The sequence below is a fragment of the Streptosporangium sp. H13245 genome (assembly GCF_055690525.1).
On the sequence record NZ_JBSZKT010000030.1, the window covers coordinates 71,085 to 93,706 of the forward strand.

Here is a 22,622-nt window from a genome sequence, read left to right on the forward strand (position 1 = left end):
ATCACCTCTTAAGGCGTTTGGCCTCGCTTGTCAGCTGACGCACCTGTACCCAATACAGCACTCCGGACCACCAGTACAGACCTGTGCCCCAGATGGCCAGGGACCAGCCGACGATCCCGGCCGCCTCGGCGTACCAGGAGGGGTGGTGGGCCAGGAAGAGCAGGGGGAAGGCGTAGAGCAGGTTGGCGGTGGCGGCCTTGCCGAGGAAGTGCACGGGCAGCGCGGGACCGTACCCGAGGCGGCGCAGGATGAGCGGGATGCCCAGCAGCATCACGTCGCGCAGCGGGATGGCCAGCGCCAGCCACCAGGGAATGATCTCGCGCATGGCGAGGCCGAACAGGGTGGCCAGGATGTAGAGACGGTCGGCCAGCGGGTCGAGCAGGCGGCCGAGCCTGCTGGTCTGGTTCCAGGCCCGGGCGATCTTGCCGTCGAGCCAGTCGGAGAACCCGGCCAGCATCAGCAGGGCCACCGCCCAGCCGTCGGCCTTCGGCCCCAGCACCAGCCAGAGGAAGACCGGCACCCCCAGGAGCCTGGCCAGGCTCAACGCGTTGGGGACCGTCAAGATTCGATCTTCGGCCCCCGATGCCTCCGGACTCACCGGCTGATCTCCCTCCCCGTACCTGATGGTGACACTACTGCGTCCGGTGCGGCCGGGTGGATGGTGGGCGCGGGGAAGACGCGCTATCGTTCCGCTCGACCAACGCGGGAGCCCGGGGAACCGGGCTGAGAGGACGGCTGAGACGGCCGCCGACCGCCAGAACCTGCTCCGGGTAATGCCGGCGAAGGGAGTTTGCGCGATGAACGACGCGCGTATTTCCAGCTCCAAGACCTACCACGGCGACCTGCGCGTCCCCATGCGCGAGGTGCGCCTGACCGACGGGAACGCGGTCACGCTGTACGACACCTCGGGCCCCTACACGGACCCGTCCGTGACCGTCGACATCACCCGCGGCCTGCCGCGCCCGCGCGAGGAGTGGATCCTGGGGCGGGGCGACACGGCCAGGTACGGCGGCCGTCCCGGCGCTCCCGGCGACGACGGCTACCGCGACCGCGACGCCTGGGCCCGCGACCTCCGCTCCCTCGACGCGGTCTTCACCGGCGGCGGCGACCGGCCGCTGCGCGCGACGGGGGCGCCGGTGACCCAGCTCGCCTACGCCCGGCGCGGCCTGGTCAGCAGGGAGATGGAGTTCGTCGCGGTCCGCGAGGGCGTGACGCCGGAGTTCGTCCGCGCCGAGGTGGCCGCCGGGCGGGCGATCATCCCGGCCAACGTCAACCACCCGGAGAGCGAGCCGATGATCATCGGCCGCAACTTCCTCGTGAAGGTCAACGCCAACATCGGCAACTCGGCCGTCGCCTCCAGCATCGAGGAGGAGGTGGACAAGATGACCTGGGCGATCCGGTGGGGCGCCGACACGGTGATGGACCTGTCCACCGGGCGCAACATCCACACCACCCGCGAGTGGATCATCCGCAACTCCCCGGTGCCGATCGGGACCGTCCCGCTCTACCAGGCGCTGGAGAAGGCGGGCGGCGACGCGGCCGCCCTGTCGTGGGAGATCTACCGCGACACCCTGATCGAGCAGTGCGAGCAGGGCGTCGACTACTTCACCGTCCACGCGGGGGTGCGCCTGGCCCACGTGCCGCTGACCGCGCGGCGCAGGACAGGGATCGTCTCCCGGGGCGGCTCGATCATGGCGGCCTGGTGCCTGGCGCACCACCGCGAGAGCTTCCTCTACGAGCACTTCGCCGACATCTGCGAGATCATGGCCCGGTACGACGTGGCGTTCTCGCTGGGCGACGGCCTGCGCCCGGGGTCGATCTCCGACGCCAACGACGAGGCCCAGTTCGCCGAGCTCAGGACGCTGGGCGAGCTTACCGAGATCGCGCACGCGCACGACGTCCAGGTGATGATCGAGGGGCCGGGCCACGTCCCCATACACAAGATCAAGGAGAACGTCGACCTGCAGCGCGAGCTGTGCGACGACGCCCCGTTCTACACCCTCGGCCCGCTGACGACCGACATCGCGCCCGGCTACGACCACATCACCTCGGCCATCGGCGCGGCGATGATCGGCTGGTACGGCACGGCCATGCTCTGCTACGTCACGCCCAAGGAGCACCTGGGCCTGCCGGACAGGGACGACGTGAAGACCGGCGTGATCACCTACAAGATCGCGGCGCACGCGGCCGACCTCGCCAAGGGCCATCCGGGCGCGCAGGCCTGGGACGACGCCCTGTCCGACGCCCGGTTCGAGTTCCGCTGGGAGGACCAGTTCGACCTCTCCCTGGACCCTGAGACCGCCCGGTCCTTCCATGACGAGACGCTGCCCGCCGCCCCAGCCAAGACCGCGCACTTCTGCTCGATGTGCGGCCCGAAGTTCTGCTCGATGAGGATCAGCCACGATGTGCGCAGGTTCGCCGAGGAGCGCGGCCTGACCGGCGCCGAGGCCCTGGAGGCCGGGATGCGGGAGAAGTCGGAGGAGTTCTCCCGCGAGGGCGGGCGGGTCTATCTGCCCGTGGAGGGTATCTGAGACTCCGGGGGCACGGGAGGAACGCCGTCGAAGGCGATGCCAGGGGGCACCGCCTTCGCGCCGTCGCCCTCCCGTGCCTCCCCCTGTGCCTTCGGCCTCAGGATCGGCGTACGGCGGCGCGGGGTGACCACGCCCAGATGAGCACCGCCACGGTCAGGCCGAACAGGGCGAGGCCGCTGGGCACGTGGGTGCCGAGCGCGTCCCAGCTGAAGTGCTGGCCCATGCCGATCAGGAACAGGCCGAGACTGGCCAGGGCGGGCCAGCCCGCGCCCCGTCCAGGACGCCAGACCAGCACGGCCGCGACGATCTGCAGCAGGGCGATCAGGTGCACCACCATCCCGGCCATGACGTGGGTCTCGCCCAGTTCTCCCCCGCCCCGTACGGCCTGTCCGGCGAACGAGGCGGCGACGACGAGCCCGGCGGCCTGGGCGACGACGAGAACGCGGACGCCGTACAGCAGGCCCGTGGAGACCGGGCGGCCCCGCGTCGGATCGGGCTGGGCGATGACCTCCTGCATGAGATGTGTCCTTCCTCAGGTGATCGGTTCCAAAGAGGCTTGGTTCGGAGCACATCGTGGCCGCGGGGTACGGTCCGGGTCGTCAGCCTGGGGAATGACCTTCGAGTCCACCGCGTGGCGGATTCCCCGCCGGAGGACGTACAGGATTCGCGGCACGGGACCTGGACCCGGAGGCGTACGGAGGCAGCGGGACGCGGGATCCCGGCCGGGAAGACGGAGGCGTACGGAAGGAGACGCGCGGAAGGACGCGTACGGAGACCGGGGCGCGGGGTCTCAGGGGGCGGGAGGTACGGCCCCGCACCGGACCCCGTCATCCCACGGGTGGGGAGGGGCTCCTCCGGACGGCGTACTTCCGGGCCCCTCGCACCCTCTACCCTTCAAACCATGACCAATGACACCGCGCTCTTCCTGGGGCAGTGGATCCGCTCGCCGGGCACCGTCGGAGCGGTGGCGCCGAGCTCGCGGCGGCTCGCCGAGGCGGTGGCCTCGCCGGTCCCCCATCGGGGAGATCCGGTCATCATCGAGCTGGGCCCCGGCACGGGCGCGTTCACGGCGGAGATCCAGCGCCGGCTGAACGGCCGGGGGCACCACGTGGCCGTCGAGATCAATCCGAAGCTGGCCGAGTTCCTCGCCGCCGGGCACCCGGGGGTGGACGTCGTGGTCGACGACGCGGCACGGCTGCCCCAGCTGCTCAAGGAGCGCGGCCTGTCCAAGGCCGACGCGATCGTGAGCGGGCTCCCCTGGGCGGCGTTCTCCGCGGAGACACAGGGCCGCCTGCTGGACGCGGTCACCGCGATCATGGGGCCGCACACGGCCTTCACCACCTTCGCGTACAGCTTCGCCAAGCACCTCCCCCCGGCGCGGCGCTTCAGGAGGCGCCTGGCCGACACCTTCGAGGAGGTCGTCGCGGGCCGGACGGTGTGGGGGAACGTGCCCCCGGCCTTCGTCTACCACGCGCGCAGGCCCCGCCTGGACCCCGCCGGGGAAGCCTGACCCCGGAGCCACGGAGATACCGAACTCCGTTCTACGATTGCGCTCGCAACGAGAATGGAGTTGATCATCGTGGACTTCACCCTCCCCGAGAGCGCCGTCGCCGTACAACGCGGCATCGGCGACATCTGCGCGCGCTACGACCTGGACTACTGGCAGCGGTGCGAGAACGAGAAACGCTGGCCCGAGGAGGTCTGGCAGGACCTGGCCAAGGGCGGCTGGCTCGGCCTGGCGGTGCCCGAGGAGTACGGCGGCGGCGGCCAGGGCCTGCTGGAGCTGGCCGTGGCCACGGAGACCCTGTCGGCCTCCGGCTCCGCGGGCGGCTCGGCGTTCACGTACGTGCTCACGCCCGGGTTCGGCGCCATGACCCTGGCCAGGCACGGCAGCCGGTGGCAGCGCGACGAGCTGCTGCCCGGGCTGGCCACCGGTGAGGTGGAGACCTGCTTCGCGCTGACCGAGCCCGACGCCGGTTCCAACGCCCTGGGCATCTCCACCTTCGCCCGCCGCGACGGCGCGGAGTTCGTCGTCAAGGGCCAGAAGATCTGGATCACCGGCGTGCAGCGCGCCACCTGGATGCTCCTGGTCACCAGGACCATCCCGGCCGCCGAGGCCAAACCCCGCTCCAACGGCCTGACGGTCCTGCTGGTGAACGTCCCCGAGGCGGTCGCCGCCGGGCAGCTGTCCTTCCGGCCGATCCCGAAGATGGGCGCCAACACCACCCCGTCCAACATGGTCTTCATCGACGACCTGCGGGTCCCGGAGCGGAACGTCGTCGGCGAGGTCGACCAGGGCGCGCTGGTGCTGTGGGACATCCTCAACCCCGAGCGCGTCCTGCTCGCCGCCTCCGCTCTCGGCGGCGCCGAGGTGGCACTGCGGGTGGCCGTGCGGTACGCCAAGGAGCGCGAGGTCTTCGGCCGCCCGATCGGCGCCAACCAGGCGATCGCCTTCCCCCTCGCCCAGGTCAAGGCAAAGATCGAGCTGGCCAGGCTGATGCTCTACAAGGCCGCGTGGCTGTTCGACAGGCAGCTGCCCTGCGGCACCGAGGCCAACATCGCCAAGCTGACCGCCTCGCAGGCCGCGTGGGAGGCGGCCGACCACGCCTTCCAGACGCACGGCGGCATGGCCTACTCGCTGGAGTACCCGGTGGCCCGCCTGCTGGCCGACGCCCGCATCGGCAAGGTCGCCCCCGTCACCGAGGAGCTCCTGCTCAACTATCTGGCCACCCAGGTGCTCGGGCTGCCCAGGAGCTTCTGACCGGACATTTCCGGATATTTCCGGGCGCCCGGTCTCTCCACGCGAGCGCCTCCGGGCGACCTGACCGTCCGAGTCCGGTGGGTCCCCGTCGCCTACCGGAAGGCCTCCGTGAGACGGGCCGCGGCGTATTCGCGCGCCTCGGTCGCCTGGTCGAAGAAGCCCGGCAGGTCGAAGAAGCCGTGGATGGCCCCCTCGTACCTCCTGAGCTCGACCGGCACCCCGGCCGCGGCGAGCTGGGCTGCGTACTCCTCGCCCTCGTCACAGAGCGGGTCGCACTCGGCGACGATCACCGTCGCCGGGGCCAGGCCGGACTTGTCGGCCAGCCGGGCCGGGGCCAGCCGGGGGTCGGCCGGGTCGCCGCCGTACTGCTCGACGAACCAGGCCATCTCGGCGGCGCCGAGGCCGAACCCGGTGGCGTAGGTGCGGTAGCTCTCGGTGTCCATGGCCACGTCGGCCACCGGATAGATGAGCAGCTGGTGGGCGAGCCCGAGCCCGGCGTCCCTGGCCCGCCAGGCGGCCACGGCCGCGACGTTGCCCCCGGCGCTGTCGCCGCAGACCGCGACGCGCTCCGGGTCGGCCCCGTAGACGCCGGGACGGGCGAAGACGTCCTGGACGACGCTCCAGGCGTCGTCGGCCGCCGCGGGGAAGGGGTCGTGGGGCGCGAGCCGGTAGTCGACCGAGATCACGACCGCCCCGTTGCGCACCGCGAGATCGCGGCCGAGGGCGTCGTTGCGCTCGACGCTTCCGAAGACCCAGCCTCCGCCGTGGAAGTAGACGATCGCGGGGAGGGGACGGTCGCCCTCCTCCGGCCGGTAGACGCGAACCGGCACGCCCGCGGCGACGTCGTCCCTGACCAGCGGGAGGGAGACGACCGGGCCGCGCTGCTCGGCGAAACCGTCGAAGGTCCGCAGCTCAGCGATCATGTCGGGTGTGAGCGTGGAGAGAGGGACACCGAGGTTTGGCTGGAAGAGCTTCAGGTAGGCCTCGGCCTGCGGGTGCAACGGCATGATCAGCACTTTACCCGCCGGGTCCCCGGCACCGCGGACCCCTGGACGCGGGTCAGCGCCGGTCCGGGACTCGGGGACCCGGGGATTCAGGGATGACCTTGGCGCCGTTCGCCATACCGGCAGCGCAGGACCCGGACGCGTGCCAGTGCCAGTGCCGGTCCGGGACTCCGGGTATCCGGGATGACCTTGGCGCCGCCCGCCATATCGGCAGCGCGGGACCCTGGACGCGTATCAGTGCCGGTCCGGGACGAGGATGAGCGCGGCCCTCCGGATGTACGTTCAGTGCCGGGCGGCCTCGACCAGGGCCTCGACGAGCCGGTTGTCCCCGGCGCGCGCGAGGTTCCACTGCACGCCGACGCCGAACCGGTGCCCCTGCAGCTCGACGCCCTCGACGATCTGGTCGTCGGCCCAGGCCACGGCGAACAGGCCGGTGCCCAGCCGCTTGACGGCCTGGTGATGGGGCGCGGTCACCTCGGCCGTGTCGCCCAGCGTCTTGCCGAGCTTGCTGGAGACGCTGATCTGGATGCGGTGCGCCTGGGAGGCGGAGTGGCGGTTGTGGTCGACCACCTCGGGGAGCCAGGGGATCAGTGTCCCGCCCTGGGCGACGTTCAGGACGTGCATGCCCCGCCCCGAGGCGAGCAGCGGCAGGTCGGCCTTGACGGCGGCGCGGGCCAGCGCCAGCTCGAAACGGTCGCGGTGCGGCTGGGGGTCCCTGACGCGCTCCTCCCGGGCGGCCCCGTACAGGGAGGGGTCGAGCTCGCCGCCTCCGGCGAGGATCACGCCGGACAGACCGCGGACGTAGTCGTCGATCCCGCCGAGGTTGAGCGGGGGCAGCAGTACCGGGGCGCCGCCCGCCTTCTCGACGGCTCGCGCGTAGGAGGGCGGTGACAGGACGGCCTCCCTGACCCAGTCGCCCCAGCGGGCGGCCTCAAGGTAGGCGGTGATACCGATCAAGGGTCGGGGCATGCGTTCTCCAGGGGGCGTGCGCGAGGTGGGTGCCGCCTGTTTCGGACAGCACCGATCCCATCTGCAACAGCTCCTCTATCATGGCGCACTCCATTTCGGTCATGTCACACATCCGAGGTATCAGTGTCGTCTCGCCAGGAGTCCGCAACCCTCACCGCCAGGGGGGTTCCCGGCGTCCGCGAGCCGGGACCCCGTCATGACCGCGAGCCTTACGACCGGTAAATTCTCCATTCAAAAAGAACGTGATTATTATTCGCCTATCTCGTTCATCGTGGATTAGTTGGTCACACAAAATAACTTTCCAATTACGGATAGTTAGATTTCCCACCATATTGCTGAGAAACGGTTGTGACGTCTACATGGTGATGGAAGACTCAAATTCGAGAGATCAGGCGAGCCGGGGCTCCCGATCGCTCGCACCCGGAGCCGTCAGGAGGTGGGTCTGCGTGATCGGACTTTAAGCCGATCAATTAGGGTGGGTTCGTTAAATGTCTTTGAATCCGCGTCTCGTCAAGGAAAGTTTCGCCGTCATCGAACCCGTCGCGGACAAGGCCGCGGCGTACTTCTACGGACGCCTGTTCGCCGAGAGCCCGCATCTGCGGGCGATGTTCCCTCCGGCGATGGACGTCCAGCGCGACCGTCTGTTCAGCGCGCTGACCAGGATCGTCTGGAGCCTGGACAGTCCGGGCAGCCTGGCCTCGTTCCTCGGTCAGCTCGGCCGTGACCACCGCAAGTACGGGGTGCTCGCCGAGCACTACACCGCGGTCGGCAACGCGCTCCTCGCCACGATCAGGCGCTTCGCCGCCGAGATCTGGGACAACGAGATCGAGGCGGCGTGGGTGGCCGCGTACACCGCCGCCGCCAATCTCATGATCGACTCAGCCGAGTCGGACGCGGGGGTGTCGCCCGCCTGGTGGCTGGCGGAGGTGATCGACCACGAGCTCCGCACGCCCGACATCGCGGTGGTCACCCTGCGGCTCGACCGGGACCTGCCCTACACACCCGGCCAGTACGTCAACGTGCAGACCGCACGCTGGCCGCGCGTCTGGCGCACGTTCTCCATCGCGAACGCGCCCCGGGACGACAACACCGTCCGCCTGCACGTCCGCGCGATCACCGGCGGCTGGGTCTCCACCACGCTGGTCCGGCACACCCGGATCGGCGACACCGTGATGCTGGGCCCTCCGGTCGGCACCATGGTGCCCGCCGAATCGGGGCGCGACATCCTGTGTGTGGCGGGCGGAACCGGCCTGGCCCCGATCAAGGCCATCCTGGAGCACGTGATCGATTCCGGGCACCGCCCCAACGTCCATCTGCTGTACGGAGCCCGCACGGCCGCCGAGCTCTACGACCTGACCGACCTGACACGGATGGAGGCGGCCTTCCCCCGGCTGCGGGTGCTGCCCGTGGTCTCCGAGGAACCGGGCTACGACGGCATGCGGGGCCGGGTGCCCGAGGTGATGGAGCGGTTCCACTCGTGGGCCGACCACGAGGCCTACGTCTGCGGCCCGACCTCCATGGTCAACGAGACGGTCCGCAGACTCCAACAGAACGGAATGCCCATGGCTCACATCCACCGGGACATCGTGCAGGGCGAGCCCTGAACGACATTCGGGACTAACGCCCCGAACTGATCACGCAAATTTCATAGAGTACGGCGGGACGCGGCGTGACATGGCAGCATGAGGCCCAATCCGAAAGGAGATGGTCATGCACGACGGCCCCCCTCCCAGCCCGTGCCTCCCTCTCGACCGCCATTCGCACGGCCCCGTCCGCCACCATCGTCATCCGTCCGGCCCCCCGGCCGGAGTCGGTCATCCGCACGATCTCGTCCCCGGTCCCCTCCACCGGCGGCGGATCCCCAGAGGCCAGGACACCCCTCCCCGGCCCCCGGCCGGTCCCGGCATCCCGGCCGTGCCCGGCCCACGCGTCACAGTGCCCCGGACGACCGGCGGATCGGCCCCCGGCCCGCACGTCACGCCACCCCGGACGACCGGCCCGCGCGTCACACCGCTTTGGACGACCGGCAGACCGATGTCCGGCCCGCGTGTCACACCACCCCGGACGACCGGCAGACCGACGCCCGGCCCGCGCGTCACGGTGCTCTGAGCCGATGGCCAGACCCGTCACCCTCGTGACCTTCATGTTTCCCCCCACGCTGCGGCACTGGGCGGGCGAGACCACCGAGATCCGCGTCTTCGCCATCGCCGACCACGACGACGGCCTCCCCACGCTGGGCTCCGCCCTCGACATGCTCCGCCGCACGCACCCGTCCCTGGAGCAGCGGCTCCGCGACGACTACGGATGCATCCGCCGCCACATCAGCATGTTCGTCTGCGGCGAGAACGCCCGGCATCTCGGCGGCCTCGACTGCGCGCTCCCCCCGGGCGCCGAGATCTTCGTCCTGCCCGCCCTCTCCCGCCGTCAGGAGACCACGGGCTGACGGCCGGGAGACCGGCGAACGGAGAGACGGCGGGCAGGGGGGAAGGAGCCCCTCCGGCCCGCGCGCCCGGCGGACGACGCCGCTAGGGAGCGACCCTGCCCGCGGCCACGAAGGCCGCGTGCGTGAGAGGCATCAGCTCCGCCCACGCCGCCTCCATCTTCTCCGCCACCATCTCGATCTCACGCTGCGGGAACGAGGGCACCTTGGCCTGCTCGTTCTTGGTGCGCAGGGAGAGGAAGTGCATGAGCGAGCGCGCGTTGCAGGTGGCGTACATCGACGAGAAGAGACCGACGGGCAGCACCGCCCTCGCCACCTCCCTGGCGATCCCGGCCTCCAGCATCTCCCGGTAGGCGGCGTAGGACTGCCGGTACGACGACTCCATCGCCTCGGTGACGATCTTGTGCTGCTCGGCGCTGCCCTCGGCGAAGACGTACTTGCCCGGACGGCCCTCCTGGACCAGCTTCCGCTCCGCCCCCGGAACGTAGAAATTGGGCTGAAGCTCGCGGTAACGCCCGCTTTCCTCGTTGTACGAGTTGTGAACGACGATCCCGTTGGCCAGGAAATTGTGCCAGGGACCTTCGACGGAAAGGTCGTAGGTCATCTCCTCGCCGCCGTCCTCGACCGAAGTGATCAGGTCCGGCTCGGCCACGGAGATCCTCTCCCCACGCCCGGCCGCCGCCCGTTCCGATCCGGTACGCGGGCCCGGAGGGATCGCCGCCGGGGAGGTACGGGAGACGGTGGCCCCGACCATCAGGGCGTCCCCGGCCCCCAGCTCCCCGGCCTTCCGCCATCCGTGGGGGGTGAGAACCGCGTGGTCCACCGAGCACCTGAGCTGCTGCCCGCTCGCGGTGGTGAGGCGGATGAGCTTTTTGACCCCGGACTCCATGACGTCCAGGATCCTGGCCCGTGCGGCCCGCAGGGTCGTCTCGTCGTAGCAGCGGACATGGCTACGGCGGACCGAGTCGGGCTTTCGCGACCGCTTGAAGGAATGCTCCGCCCCGAAGGCGGGCTCACGGGTGTCGCGCGCCCCCGGGTGAAGCGGCCGCTGGAGGTTTCCCCCGCCCACTCTCCTGTGCCATGACACCCCTCCCCCGGTCCGGGACGGGGTGTCCTCGACGCCGTGATGCCAGAGGTCGTACAGCTCCTCGATCGTCCGGCGGCGGACATGCCCTTCCTCGCCCACCAGCGTGATCTCGGAGTCACCGGCGAGGCACCATCCGACCCGGTGGCGGTGGAACTCGCGGAAGACGAAGATCGGCGCGCTGACGAGGAAGGTCATCGAGTTGTGCTCGAAGGGGCTGCCGTGCCGGTCGCGCATGAGGAAGTTGAGCAGCCCCTTCGAGCGCTCGGGGTCCTTGCCGACCTCCTCCAGGGACTGCTCCCCGGCGGTCGAGACCCGTGCGGCCCAGAGCACGTCGGTGTCGGAGGCGCTGTGCTTGACCAGCTCCACGGTCACGTCGTCGAGAAAACGCGCCTCTGCCCCGTCGTCCGTCAACTTGCTCCCCCTCGTCGTACCGGCAGTCGCCACATTATTCCAGGGGCCCAGGCGTCCCGGGGTCGGGCACCCGTCACAACCGGTAGATCCGCCGGGCGTTGCCGGAGCCGATCATCTGGGCCACCCGGGCGGCGTCGGCGGCGCTCCACTCGCCGTCGGCCAGCCGCGCGGCGAGCGCCCCGGCCAGGCCGCGCCGGTAGTGCAGGGCCCCCAGGTGGCAGGTCTCGGCCACGCCGTGGCCACCGGAACCGAACAGCTGCTTGTGGAACGGCACGAGCTCCAGCAGTTCCGCCATGACCGCGGCCGACCCGGTGGCGCTGCGGGTCAGGGCGGCTCCGACGTCGACGTAGACGTGCGGGAGGGCGCCCGCCAGGCTGGCCGCCTGGCGGTGGAACGGGTGGCAGTGCAGCAGGACGACGGGGACGCCCACCGGCTGTACGGCCACGATGAAACCGGCCACCGGCGCCGGGCCCGCGCCGTGCGGACCGGGCCCCCAGCCGGAACCCCCGGTCCCCCCGGAGGCGCCGGGGCCGCGACCGCCGGGGGTGACGCGGCCACCGCGCGCCGGGGGAGCGCCGTGGCGCGTACCGCCGCCGTAGCGGGCGAGGCCGGTGTGGAACTGCAGCGGCCGCCCGTACTCCCTGGCCACGTCGACGGCCGTCCAGAGCAGGTGGCGCAGCAGTACCTGATCGGTGAGCCTCTCCCCCGGGCAGGCCAGCCGCCGGGTCGCCGCCGCGATCACCGCTCCCCGGCTCGGCCTGGCCGGATCGAGGTGGTGTCCTGACCGGTGGGCCGTGACCGACTTCAGCGCGACGGCGCGGGCGGCCCGCCCGGCGAGGTTCTGGGCGAGGGCGGAGATGTAGGCGACCCCCGAGACGGCGGTCCCGGCGACCTCCTCCTCGGCCCGCTCGATGTGGACGACCCGCGCGGTGTCCGCGCCGCCCGCGTGGCCCATCCCGGCCGGTGGCAGCACCTCGGCCCCGCCGAGGCCGGTGGCGAAGCGGTCCGGACGCCCCAGACGGTCCAGAACGCCGGGGCCCTCGGGACCGCGAAGGCCGCCGACGCCCCCACGACCGCCAGGGCCACCATGACCTCCCGGACCCTCACGACCACCGGAACCACCGAGAGCGCCGAGAACGCCGGACCCCTCGAAGTCACCGAAGCCCGCCGAACCACCCGAGTCTCCCGAGCCGTCGGAGGCATCGGGGTCGTCGGAACCGTCGAACAGGAAGGTGGCGATCCCCGCGGCGCCCAGCAGCCGCCGGTTCACCTCGGCCGCGCCGAGCTCCATCCTGCGGGCCAGGTAGACCGCGGGCGGCACGTGCGGGGCGAGGCCGAGAACGGGCGCGCACCAGCGGCGGACCGCGGCGCCCGCGGGGGTGTCGAAGTGGGTGGTGCCCGGCGGCGCCGGGGTTCCCGCGTCGGTGAGCAGCGTCTCGAACCGGGCCCGGGTCAGGTCGTCGCGGCGCACGCCGTGGCAGTTGTGGTCGACCAGCGGCGCCAGCAGCGCCTCCCGTACGGCGTCGGGCAGCTCGACGGGCAGCACGCCGTCCGACCTCATGCCCGCTCCTCCCCCGTCGCGGGCGTATTGGACCTGGCCCGGTACGCCCGCGATCTTCACGACGGGGAGAACTCTAGGGTCACCCGGCGTGACCGCCGGGCGCGAAGTACGGGTTCTTTACCCCGTCGTGCGACAGAGCCGGAGAACGTTGGCGATGATCTTCGCTCCCGCGCCTCCCCCGGCGGTGAGAATCGACTCGGGATGGAACTGCACCGCGAAGCGGCGCCGCTCCACGTCCTCGATCGCCATCACCGCGCCGTCCGGGGTGAGCGCGGTGGCGGTGAACCCGGCGACGCCCGGCGGCTTGGCGTGGACCGAGTGGTAGCGCGCGGCGGTGAACTCCTCGGGGAGGCCGTCGAGCAGGGCGCTGGCGCCCAGCCGCCGTACCTGGCCGCGCTTGCCGTGCTCGGGGTAGGACAGCAGCTCCAGGGTGCCGCCCGCCTGCTCCACCATGCCCTGCAGGCCGAGGCAGACGCCGAACACCGGCAGGTCGCGCTCGTAGAGGGCGCCGACCAGGGCGGGCAGGCCGAAGTCGGAGGGCCAGCCGGGGCCGGGCGACAGCACCACCAGGGAGGGCGCGATCTCGTCGATCATCGTGACGGGGAAGCCGTGCCTGAGCGTGACGACCTCGGCGCCCTGCTGGCGGAAGTAGTCGGCGAGGGTGTTGACGAAGGAGTCCTCGTGGTCGACGAGCAGCACCTTCATGCCGCTTCCCGGCTGCTCGGCGGCCACCTCCGCCTCGGCCCGCTCCCGCGGGACCGCGCCGATCGCCGCCAGGGCGCCCAGCAGGGCGCTGGCCTTGAGCTCGGTCTCCCGCTCCTCGGCCTCGGGGTCGGAGTCGAACAGCAGCGTGGCCCCGGCCCTGACGGTGGCGACCCCGCCGCGGATCTGCGCGGTGCGCAGGGTGAGGCCGGTGTTCATCGAGCCGTCGAAGCCGATGTAGCCGACCGCCCCGCCGTACCAGCGCCGCGTGGTCGCCTCGTGGTCCTCGATGAACTGCATCGCCCAGGTCTTGGGGGCCCCGGTGACGGTGACGGCCCACATGTGGGTGAGGAAGGCGTCGAGGGCGTCGAACTCCGGCCGCAGCCGCCCCTCGATGTGGTCGACGGTGTGGATGAGCCGGGAGTACATCTCGATCTGGCGCCGGCCGATCACCTGGACCGTCCCCGGCACGCAGATGCGGGACTTGTCGTTGCGGTCCACGTCGGTGCACATGGTCAGCTCCGACTCCTCCTTGACGCTGGACAGGAGGGTCCGGATCGCGTCGGCGTCCTCGATGGGGTTGCCGCCGCGGGCGATGGTGCCGGAGATGGGGCAGGTCTCGACGCGGTCACCGCTGACCCGGACGTACATCTCCGGGGAGGCGCCGACCAGGTGCTCGCCCTCGCCGAGGTTGAACAGGAACTCGTACGGCGCCGGATTGACCTTGCGCAGCCCCCGGTAGAAGGCGGCCGGGTCGGTGCAGGGAGCGTGGAAGACCTGCCCGGGGACGACCTCGAACAGGTCGCCGCGGACGAACTTCTCCTTGGCCGCGGCGACCACCTTGGCGTAGGAGCCCCTCTCGGGGTCGGCGGGGAGCTCGGACGGCGGCGGGGTGAGCGGCACGACCTCCCCCTCGCGGGCGAGGTCGTGGGTGGAGACGCCGTCCACGGTGAACTCGTAGCGGAACTCCTTGCTGGTCTCCCGCTTGCGGTCGATCACCATCACCCGGTCGGGCAGGTGCAGCACGAGGTCGCGCTGGTCGGTGGCCCGCGTCAGGACCTGCCTGATCGGCTCGAACTGGAAGGCCAGGTCGTAGCCGAAGGAGCCGTACAGGCCCAGGTGCTCGTTCTCGCCCTTGAAGGCGGCGATGACCTCGCGGATCGCGGTGAAGACCGTGGGGCGGCGGCTGCGCATCTCCTCGGGGAGGATGTCCTCCGACTCCGCCACGTGGACCTCGACGTGGTCGGCCGTCGGCTCCTCGACGGGCTTGCCCGCCGCCAGCAGGCAGGACACGATGGCGGGCAGGACGACCCTGCCCCGGGCGTTCAGCGCGCGGGCGGAGATCTTGCGCCCCCTGGCCACGATCTCCAGGCAGGGGTCGACGTAGGCGAGGTGCCATCGGCTGTAGCGGCCGGGATACTCCATCCCGGAGGAGAGCACTCCGCCACGACGCTCGCCGAGCGTCGTGACGACGTCCTCAAGCACCGTCTCGGGCACGTCGGACGCGGTGACCTCGACCCCTATGCCGCCGGCCGTGGTATATCGGCTCGTCTCCACTGCGGTATCGCCCCTCTTGTTTACTGATGCCCTGAGGGAGCGGACACAGAAAAGGCCGCCTCCCCGGGCGGCCGTCTGTCTGCTCGCGAATGCGAAACCTGCGCCGCCTAGAAGCGGCGCCACCACTGAAGGGTAATCGGGTGTCGCATGGGGCCAGAGTACCGGCGGCGACCGTGATCATGCAACGTGACACCTCGGCGGGTCCGCCCCGGCCCTCGCGAGGCGGGGGGCGAGGATGGCGAGCCTCACACCGGCCCGCTCTGGCCATCGCGAGTCATGTTCTGTTACCAGTGGGTAGTGACGGGGCGGCGCGAGGAGAGCACATGGCGACGATCACCTGGCCGCGGACGGCCATCCACCGGGTCACGGTCGAACGCGACCTGCCGGTACCGATGCCCGACGGGGTCACCCTGCTGGCCGACCGCTACGCGCCGGTCGGCGCCGTGCGCCCGCCCACGATCCTGGTCCGCTCCCCGTACGGAAGGCGCGGCATGTTCGGGCGGACCTTCGGGCGCGGGTTCGCGAAGCACGGGTTCCAGGTCGTGATGCAGAGCTGCCGGGGGAGCTTCGGCTCGGGAGGGCTGCTCGACCCGCTCGGCGACGAGCACGACGACGGGCTGGCCACGCTGGCCTGGCTGCGCGACCAGGACTGGTACGGCGGGAGCCTGGCCATGCACGGCCCCTCCTACCTGGGGTACACCCAGTGGGCGATCGCCCCGTTCGCCGGCCCGGACCTCAAGGCCATGGCCACCTCGGTGACCGCCTCCCAGTTCCGGGACGCCGCCTACGTGGGCGGGGCGTTCGCGCTGGAGTCGTCGCTGATGTGGACCACGCTGACCGCCTCCATGGAACGGCTGTTCGGCGGGGTGGCCGCGCTGCTCATCCCGCGCAGAACGCGCCGCGCGGCCCTGTCGGGGCGCCCGCTCGGGGAGCTGGACGTGCTGTCGGCCGGCCGGGGCATGCCGTTCTTCCAGGACCTGCTGACCCACCACGCCGAGCCCGCCGCCTACTGGGGCAGGCGCGACTTCTCCGCCTCCGTGGGCGAGGTGGAGGCCGCGGTCACCATGGTCGGCGGCTGGTACGACGTCTTCCTGCCCTGGCAGGTCAAGGACTACGTGGCGATGCGGGCCGCGGGGCGGCGCCCGTACCTGACGATCGGCCCCTGGTACCACGCGGACGTGCGGCACGGCCGGGTGGCCAACGCCGAGGCGCTCGCCTGGTTTCGCGCGCACCTGCTCGGCGACCCGTCGGGACTGCGGGAGCAGCCGGTCAGGCTGTACGTGACGGGCGCGGACGAGTGGCGCGACTATCCCGACTGGCCGGTGCCCGGCATGCGGGAGCAGCGCTGGCACCTGCACCCCGGCTTCGCGCTCTCCCCCGATGTCCCTGATGTTTCTGATGTCCCCGGTGTTTCCCGGGACCCCTCCGGGGCCGACCGCTTCCGCTACAGTCCCGCGCACCCGACGCCCGCGCTCGGCGGCCCGGTCCTGCTGGGCAACTCGGAACCGCGCGACAACCGCAGGCTGGAGGCCCGGCGCGACGTTCTCGTCTACACCGGCCCCGAGCTGCGGCAGGACACGGAGATGATCGGCCCGGTCTTCGCCGACCTGTACGTACGCCCGAGCACGGGACACGCCGACGTGGTGGTCCGGGTCTGCGACGTACACCCGGACGGCGCCTCCTACAACGTGTGCGAGGGCGTACGCCGCCTGGCCCCCGGTGACCCGCCCGCCGGGGACGACGGGATCCGCCGGATCCGGGTGGACCTGTGGCCGATCGGGCACCGCTTCCGGCGCGGCCACCGGATCCGCGTGCACGTGGCCGGAGGCGCGTATCCCCGGATCGCCCGCAACCTCGGCACCGGCGAGCCCCTGGGCACGGGCAGCGCGATGGTCGCGACCGACCACGAGATCTTCCACGACCCGTCCCACCCGTCCGCGATCGTGCTCCCCCTCGCCCCCTCCTGACCTCTCCTCCGGGGCTCCCTCGTCCCCCTTCCCAAGCCCTTCGGGTCCCTTTGTCCCCTCCTGACCTCTCCGGGGCTCCCTCGCCCCCATCCCGTACCGGCGGTGTCACGGGTGGGCCGGGCTAGGGTCGGGGGATGCGTGCGGCCAGGTTGATGTCGTTGGTCCTGCTGCTCCAGGCCCGGGGTGGCATGACCGCGGCGGAGCTCTCCCAGGAGCTGGAGGTCTCCGAGCGGACCGTCCACCGTGACGTGCTGGCCCTGTCGGAGGCCGGTGTGCCGGTGTACGCCGACCGCGGGCGGGGTGGCGGCTACCGGTTGCTGGACGGATACCGCACCCGCCTCACCGGGCTGGACCGCGCCGAGGCGGAGGCGCTGTTCCTGTCGGGCGTGCCGGAGGCGCTGCGGGAGATGGGACTGAGCGAGGTGGCGGCCACGGCGCGGCTGAAGGCCTCGGCCGCGCTCTCCCCCGGACTCCGCGACGCCCCCGCGACCGCGGCTCAGCGCTTCCACCTGGACGCCCCCGGCTGGTTCGCGAGCGAACGTCCCCCACCGGCGGCGCTGGCGCCCCTGGCCAGGGCGGTGTGGGGCGACCACCCGGTCACCGCCATCTACCGGCGTGCCACACGCCCCCGGCCGGGCGAACAGCCCAGACAAACAGAGCAGGCAGGGCAGACAGAGCAGGCAGGGCAGGCGGGACGGGCCGAACAGGCCGGTGCCGCCCGGCGCCTGGAGCCGTACGGGCTCGTGCTGAAGGCGGGGGTCTGGTATCTGGCGACCCGGTTCGCCATCTACCGGGTCGACCGCTTCGACGAGGTCGAGATCCACTCCGGCGCGCGCTTCGAGCGGGACGGGACCTTCGACCTGGCCGCGTTCTGGAGCGAGAGGGCTGCGCAGTTCGCCGGGTCCCTGCTCACCGCGCACGTCACCGTACGGCTCAGCCCCGCCGGCCGCCGCGCGCTTCCCGCCGTCGCCGACCCCGCGGCCCTCGACGCCGCCCTGGCCTCCGCCGGTGAGCCCGACGAGCAGGGGTGGGTCACGTTCCGCCTGCCCGTCGAGTCGCCGGAGATCGCCTACGGCCAGATCCTCCGCTTCGGTCCGGAGGCCGAGGTCGTCGACCCGCCCGGCCTCCGGGCTCGTTTCGCCGAAGCCGCCGCCCGCCTGCGCGACCTGTACGCCTCCCCCGGCTCTTCCGACTCCTCCGCGAACACCGCAGATGCCACAGACGCCGACGCGTCAGGCCGCCGCCCCTGAAGGCGACCTCAACCAGCGGTCCTCAGTCCGGTGACCCCCCAGTCGGGCAACCCGCGGCCCGGTGGTGGTCAGCGGTAGCCGGTCGCGTCGGCGGGTTTGCCCTTGCTCTCGACCTCCTCGATGTAGCGCCACGCGTCGGGTCTGCTGCCGTCGACGTCGTTGAAGCCGTACACCTGGGCCAGCTGCCCGCTGGACACCGACTGCCCCGACCAGCGCATCCGGTCCTCGTCGGTGGCGAGGGCGACGACCGCGCGGCCGGCGAAGGCGGGTGTCTCGGAGATCACGAAGTGCGGCTGCTTGGCGGTGGCGTCCCGCCAGTTCTCCTCGGTGACGCCGAAGTGCTCCAGCATGTTCTCCGACCTGAGCCAGCCGGGGGTGAGCGAGATCGCGGCGCAGCCGTGCGGGCGCAGGTCGTGGGCCTGGCTGAACGCCAGGCGGTTCACCGAGATCTTGGCCAGGTCGTAGAAGGCCGAGAGCCGGTAGTTGACGAGGTTGTACTCCAGGGTGCCGTCGGTCACCTCGATCACCATGCCCCCGGGGTTCTCGACCAGCAGGGGCAGGGCGTGGTGGCTGGTGATGAGGTGGGTGTCCACCGCCAGCCGGAGGATGCGCAGGCCGTCGTCGAGGGAGTGCTTCCAGACGGGGACGTGCCACTCGGTGAGCGAGTCGGCGCCCCAGACGTCGTTGACGAGGATGTCGAGCCTGCCCTGTTCGTTCCGGATCCGCTCCACCAGGGCGCGGACCTGCTCCGGGTCCAGGTGGTCCACCTGGACCGCGATGCCCTGACCGCCCCCGCGGATCACGAGGTCGGCCGTGTCCTCGATGGTCTCCGGCCTGCCCATCTCCGAGCGTCGCGCCCGCGTGCTCCTCCCGGTGCAGTAGACCGTGGCGCCGGCCGCGCCCAGTTCGACCGCGATCCCCCTGCCGGTCCCCCTCGTCGCCCCCGCCACCAGGGCGACCTTTCCTTCCAGCGTTCTTGTCATGAAACCAGCGTGGCGCGAAAACAGGACATCTCCTGTCATGTTTTCACCGCACCCATCGGATTACCGGCGCCGAGTTCGAAGCCGAGCGTGCCGACGCGAAGATTCCCCCTCCCGTGAGATAACAGCCGGTCGGCGCCGTCCCGGCACGACACAGGGCGTCAAACGACCGCCGAGATCCTTTCCACCTAATCGATAGGTTGCTATCGTTTTTTTGGAGCAGTCAGGACGACGAGTCATCCAGGGGGTTGTATGAGCGAGTCTCCGACGCTACCGCTGCACATGCGGCGGGCGGGGTTCGACCCGGATCCGGAGCTGGGAGCACTGCGGGACGGGGAGGGGATCAGGCTCACCAAGACACCGCTGGGCGTCGACGCCTGGCTGGTGACCCGCCACGAGGACGTGCGCGCGGTGCTGAGCGACGCGGAGCGGTTCAGCAACGCCCAGATGGTCAATTTCCACATGCCCGGCGTCCAGAGGAGCGAGGAGGAGCTGGCCGCGATCCGCGCGGGCAACCTGCTCGCCTTCGACCCTCCCGAGCACACCCGGCTGCGCCGGATGCTGACGCCGGAGTTCACGATCCGCCGGATGCGCCGGCTGGAGCCGCGGATCACGCGCATCGTCGAGGACCACCTGGACGCGATGGAGAGCGCCGGGTCCCCCGCCGACCTGGTGTCGTCGTTCGCGCTGCCGGTCCCCTCCCTGGTGATCTGCGAGCTGCTGGGCGTGCCGTACGCCGACCGGGCGGACTTCCAGCGCAGGACCGGCCGGTTGCTCGACGTGTCGGTGCCCATCGAGGAGCGGATGGCGGTGCAGGCGGAGGCGCGCGCCTACATGGCCGAGCTGGTCGCCCGCGCCCAGGCCGACCCGGGCGAGGAGCTGCTCGGCACGCTGGTGCGCGAGCACGGCGACGACGTGACGGCGGCGGAGCTCGTCGGCATCGGCGGCCTGCTGCTGGTGGCCGGTCACGAGACGACCGCCAACATGCTCGGGCTGGGCACGCTGGCCCTGCTGCGCAACCCCGAGCAACTGGAGCTGCTCAAGAAGGAGCCCGACCGCATCGACGCCGCGGTGGAGGAGCTGCTGCGCTGGCTCAGCATCGTCCACTCCGGCACCGTCAAGACGACCACCACGGAGGTCGAGATCGCCGGTCAGCGGATCGGGCCCGGCGAGCTGGTGATGTGCGCGCTGCCCACCGCCAACCGCGATCCCGGGTTCCTGCCCGACCCGGAGGCGCTGGACATCACCAGGGGCGCGGCCGGCCATGTCGCCTTCGGCCACGGCGTGCACCACTGCCTGGGGGCGCCACTGGCGCGGATGGAGATGCGCATCGCCTTCCCCGCGCTGCTCAGGCGCTTCCCCGAGCTGCGCGCGGTCGACCCCGACGCGCACTTCCGCTCCTTCAGCGTCGTGTACGGCCTGTCGTCCCTGCGCGTCGCCTGGTGACCACCACCGGACGGCCGTACGCGGGCTGCTAGCGTTTGGCGTGTGCCAGAGCAGCGACATCGCGCCGATGCCCTGCGCAATTCCGACAGGATCGTCCGGGCGGCGATCACGGCTCTGCGGGAGACCGGCGCGGCCGTCTCCCTGGAGGAGATCGCCCGCCGGGCCGGTGTCGGGATCGCCACCGTCTACCGGCGGTTCGGTGACCGCGACGGGGTGATCCTGGCCTGCTTCGAGACGTACTTCGCCGAGGAGGTGGAGCCTCTCGCGCTGGCCGCCCGCGACGCCGCCGACCCCGGCCGGGGGCTCACCGAGGCCCTGGCGGCCATCACCGACACGCTGGCCGCCCACCGGTCGCTGCTCACCGCCGCGAAGGAGGCGGGCGCGTTCACGGTCGCCGTCACCGAGCGGTTCGCGGAGCCGCTCGGCGACGTGCTGGCCCGCGCCCAGCGGCGCGGGCTGGTCCGTGCCGACCTTCAGGTCCGCGACCTGGCGGCGATCGTGGTGATGGCGCTGGCGACCGTCTACCGGGCCGACCACGACATCGCCGACCACCGGCGCTACCTGGCGCTCCTCATGGACGGCATCCGCCCGTCGGCCGAGCCGCTCCCCCGTCTCTCGTCCCCCCGCCGCGTCGGCGGGGAGGAGGAACGCGCGTACGGGGAAGAGCCGTCCGCCCTCCTGTGATAGGCAGTTCACTACCCGAAGGAGCGAGGAGAACATGGCGGACAACACCGAGTTCGAGCTGCGCGGGATCAACCACCTCGCGCTGGTGTGCTCGGACATGAAGCGGACGGTCGACTTCTACTCCGGTGTCCTGGGCATGCCCCTGATCAAGACGATCGAGCTGCCGCTGGGCTGGGGGCAGCACTTCTTCTTCGACTGCGGCGGCGGCAACGCGCTGGCGTTCTTCTGGTTCCCCGACGCGCCGGAGGGCGTTCCCGGCGTCTCGGCGCCGAAGAACCTGCCCGACCGGGGGGAACTGCTCTCGGCGGTCGGCTCGATGAACCACATCGCCCTCGACGTCGCCCCGGACAGGATCGAGGAGTACCGCGACAAGCTCATCGCCAAGGGCGTGGACGTCGGGGTGATCCTCAACCACGACGACAGCGAGTTCGGCGTGGCGCCCACCATGGGAGAGGGCGTGTTCGTCCGGTCGATCTACTTCAAGGACCCCGACGGCATCCTGGTGGAGTTCGCCGCCTGGACCAGGGACCTCGGCCTGCCCGAGGACGTACGGCACGAGCCGAGAACCGCCGCCGACAGGATCGTGTGACCCCACGCGCCGCCCCGACCGGCGACACCGCGCGACGCGGCACACCGGCACGGTCGACGGCACCGTACGGCGCGGACACCGGCAGGATCGACAGCACCGCGTGACGCGGCACACCGGCGGGCCCGGTGTCAGGCGGGCCCGGTGTCGGCGGGCCGGCGAGGTGCCGCGTACCGCCCGGCCAGCCTGTCCGGCACGCCTTTACGAGATGCACTCGATCATGTCAAGGAAGCCACGCCGGGGATGCGGTGACCGGCGGGAACCCGGCGGCGAAGTGGGCCACCCGAAAGGCACGACACCCGTGACCTGGCCGGGAGCCTCGACGATGGAGCCGGACTACCGTTCGTCGCGCCACCCGTGCCACTCGGCGCTCGGTGACCCGAATGAAACGGCCGCGTAATTACGCTGCCGGTCAGCCGAAGGGGATGATCCTTGCTCGGGCGTCCCTTCTCCAGCTCAAGGAGAACGTGTTGACCACTCCAAACGGGGACCGGAGCGACCGCAGCCCATGGAACTGGCTGCTTATCGTGCCGATCATCCTACCTTTACTCCCCTTTCTCTACAATTCCAATGAACCCCGGCTTTTCGGTTTCCCGCTGTTCTACTGGCTCCAGCTCGCGTTCATCGCGGTCGGTGTCACGTGCACCACGATCGTCTACCAGATGACGAAGCGGCGGCGGTGACCC

19 protein-coding genes and 1 riboswitch are annotated in these 22,622 nt (G+C 71.3%); of the genes, 11 read left to right on the top strand and 8 right to left on the bottom strand.

Going from position 1 to position 22,622, the window contains the following annotated elements:
• Position 1: 1 nt before the first annotated feature.
• Positions 2-562, bottom strand: a complete 561-nt coding sequence (locus tag ACW9TB_RS30175; RefSeq protein ID WP_472751473.1) for a CDP-alcohol phosphatidyltransferase family protein — start codon at positions 560-562, stop codon at positions 2-4.
• Between the two features lie 130 nt (positions 563-692).
• A riboswitch (TPP riboswitch) is annotated at positions 693-805 on the top strand.
• Between ACW9TB_RS30175 and thiC the strand changes: the two genes are divergently transcribed.
• On the top strand, positions 798-2,531 hold the full coding sequence (gene thiC, locus ACW9TB_RS30180) for a phosphomethylpyrimidine synthase ThiC (RefSeq protein WP_472751474.1): 1,734 nt from the start codon (positions 798-800) through the stop codon (positions 2,529-2,531). (Overlaps the previous riboswitch by 8 nt.)
• A 97-nt stretch (positions 2,532-2,628) precedes the next feature.
• On the opposite strand, the gene ACW9TB_RS30185 is transcribed toward thiC, so the two are convergent.
• Positions 2,629-3,048 (bottom strand): hypothetical protein, encoded by a 420-nt coding sequence (locus ACW9TB_RS30185; RefSeq protein ID WP_472751475.1) that lies wholly within the window; start codon positions 3,046-3,048, stop codon positions 2,629-2,631.
• Positions 3,049-3,432: 384 nt separating this feature from the next.
• Here ACW9TB_RS30185 and ACW9TB_RS30190 point away from each other — a divergent pair, with 384 nt between their 5' ends.
• Positions 3,433-4,041 (top strand): class I SAM-dependent methyltransferase, encoded by a 609-nt coding sequence (locus tag ACW9TB_RS30190; RefSeq protein ID WP_472751476.1) that lies wholly within the window; start codon positions 3,433-3,435, stop codon positions 4,039-4,041.
• A gap of 69 nt (positions 4,042-4,110) precedes the next feature.
• Positions 4,111-5,292, top strand: a complete 1,182-nt coding sequence (locus ACW9TB_RS30195) for an acyl-CoA dehydrogenase family protein (RefSeq protein WP_472751477.1) — start codon at positions 4,111-4,113, stop codon at positions 5,290-5,292.
• 92 nt (positions 5,293-5,384) lie between these two features.
• On the opposite strand, the gene ACW9TB_RS30200 is transcribed toward ACW9TB_RS30195, so the two are convergent.
• Positions 5,385-6,299: an alpha/beta hydrolase gene (locus ACW9TB_RS30200; protein ID WP_472751478.1), complete on the bottom strand. Its 915-nt coding sequence runs from the start codon at positions 6,297-6,299 to the stop codon at positions 5,385-5,387.
• Positions 6,300-6,578: 279 nt separating this feature from the next.
• Positions 6,579-7,265 carry a gamma-glutamyl-gamma-aminobutyrate hydrolase family protein gene (locus ACW9TB_RS30205; RefSeq protein WP_472751479.1) on the bottom strand — a complete coding sequence of 229 codons (687 nt, stop codon included), beginning with the start codon at positions 7,263-7,265 and terminating at the stop codon, positions 6,579-6,581.
• Between the two features lie 488 nt (positions 7,266-7,753).
• On the opposite strand from ACW9TB_RS30205, the gene ACW9TB_RS30210 reads away from it, so the two are divergent.
• Positions 7,754-8,869, top strand: coding sequence for a globin domain-containing protein (locus tag ACW9TB_RS30210; RefSeq protein WP_472751480.1), 1,116 nt, complete (start codon positions 7,754-7,756; stop codon positions 8,867-8,869).
• Between the two features lie 509 nt (positions 8,870-9,378).
• A complete protein-coding gene (locus tag ACW9TB_RS30215; protein WP_472751481.1) occupies positions 9,379-9,708 on the top strand; it encodes a ubiquitin family protein in 330 nt (109 codons plus the stop codon).
• A gap of 82 nt (positions 9,709-9,790) precedes the next feature.
• Here the strand turns inward: ACW9TB_RS30215 and thyX are convergent, their stop codons facing one another.
• The 3 genes from thyX to ACW9TB_RS30230 all read right to left on the bottom strand — a co-directional run bounded on the left by thyX (position 9,791) and on the right by ACW9TB_RS30230 (position 15,023).
• A complete protein-coding gene (gene thyX, locus ACW9TB_RS30220) occupies positions 9,791-11,203 on the bottom strand; it encodes an FAD-dependent thymidylate synthase (protein ID WP_472751482.1) in 1,413 nt (470 codons plus the stop codon).
• Positions 11,204-11,276: 73 nt separating this feature from the next.
• On the bottom strand, positions 11,277-12,764 hold the full coding sequence (locus tag ACW9TB_RS30225) for an amidohydrolase (protein ID WP_472751483.1): 1,488 nt from the start codon (positions 12,762-12,764) through the stop codon (positions 11,277-11,279).
• A gap of 117 nt (positions 12,765-12,881) precedes the next feature.
• On the bottom strand, positions 12,882-15,023 hold the full coding sequence (locus ACW9TB_RS30230; RefSeq protein WP_472751484.1) for an anthranilate synthase component I: 2,142 nt from the start codon (positions 15,021-15,023) through the stop codon (positions 12,882-12,884).
• A 323-nt stretch (positions 15,024-15,346) separates the two neighbouring features.
• On the opposite strand from ACW9TB_RS30230, the gene ACW9TB_RS30235 reads away from it, so the two are divergent.
• Positions 15,347-16,990: a CocE/NonD family hydrolase gene (locus ACW9TB_RS30235; RefSeq protein WP_472751485.1), complete on the top strand. Its 1,644-nt coding sequence runs from the start codon at positions 15,347-15,349 to the stop codon at positions 16,988-16,990.
• Positions 16,991-17,124: 134 nt separating this feature from the next.
• Positions 17,125-18,240, top strand: a complete 1,116-nt coding sequence (locus ACW9TB_RS30240) for a helix-turn-helix transcriptional regulator (protein ID WP_472751486.1) — start codon at positions 17,125-17,127, stop codon at positions 18,238-18,240.
• 68 nt (positions 18,241-18,308) lie between these two features.
• Here ACW9TB_RS30240 and ACW9TB_RS30245 read toward each other — a convergent pair whose 3' ends face one another.
• Entirely contained in the window at positions 18,309-19,223 is a 915-nt protein-coding gene (locus ACW9TB_RS30245) for an SDR family oxidoreductase (RefSeq protein WP_472751487.1), read from the bottom strand.
• A 249-nt stretch (positions 19,224-19,472) separates the two neighbouring features.
• Between ACW9TB_RS30245 and ACW9TB_RS30250 the strand changes: the two genes are divergently transcribed.
• The 4 genes from ACW9TB_RS30250 (at position 19,473) to ACW9TB_RS30265 (ending at position 22,619) form a co-directional block, all read left to right on the top strand.
• A complete protein-coding gene (locus ACW9TB_RS30250) occupies positions 19,473-20,666 on the top strand; it encodes a cytochrome P450 (RefSeq protein WP_472751488.1) in 1,194 nt (397 codons plus the stop codon).
• 42 nt (positions 20,667-20,708) lie between these two features.
• Positions 20,709-21,350, top strand: coding sequence for a TetR/AcrR family transcriptional regulator (locus ACW9TB_RS30255; RefSeq protein WP_472751489.1), 642 nt, complete (start codon positions 20,709-20,711; stop codon positions 21,348-21,350).
• 34 nt (positions 21,351-21,384) lie between these two features.
• Positions 21,385-21,939 carry a VOC family protein gene (locus ACW9TB_RS30260; protein WP_472751490.1) on the top strand — a complete coding sequence of 185 codons (555 nt, stop codon included), beginning with the start codon at positions 21,385-21,387 and terminating at the stop codon, positions 21,937-21,939.
• Positions 21,940-22,406: 467 nt separating this feature from the next.
• Positions 22,407-22,619 (top strand): DUF3311 domain-containing protein, encoded by a 213-nt coding sequence (locus ACW9TB_RS30265; RefSeq protein WP_472751491.1) that lies wholly within the window; start codon positions 22,407-22,409, stop codon positions 22,617-22,619.
• Positions 22,620-22,622: the final 3 nt, after the last annotated feature.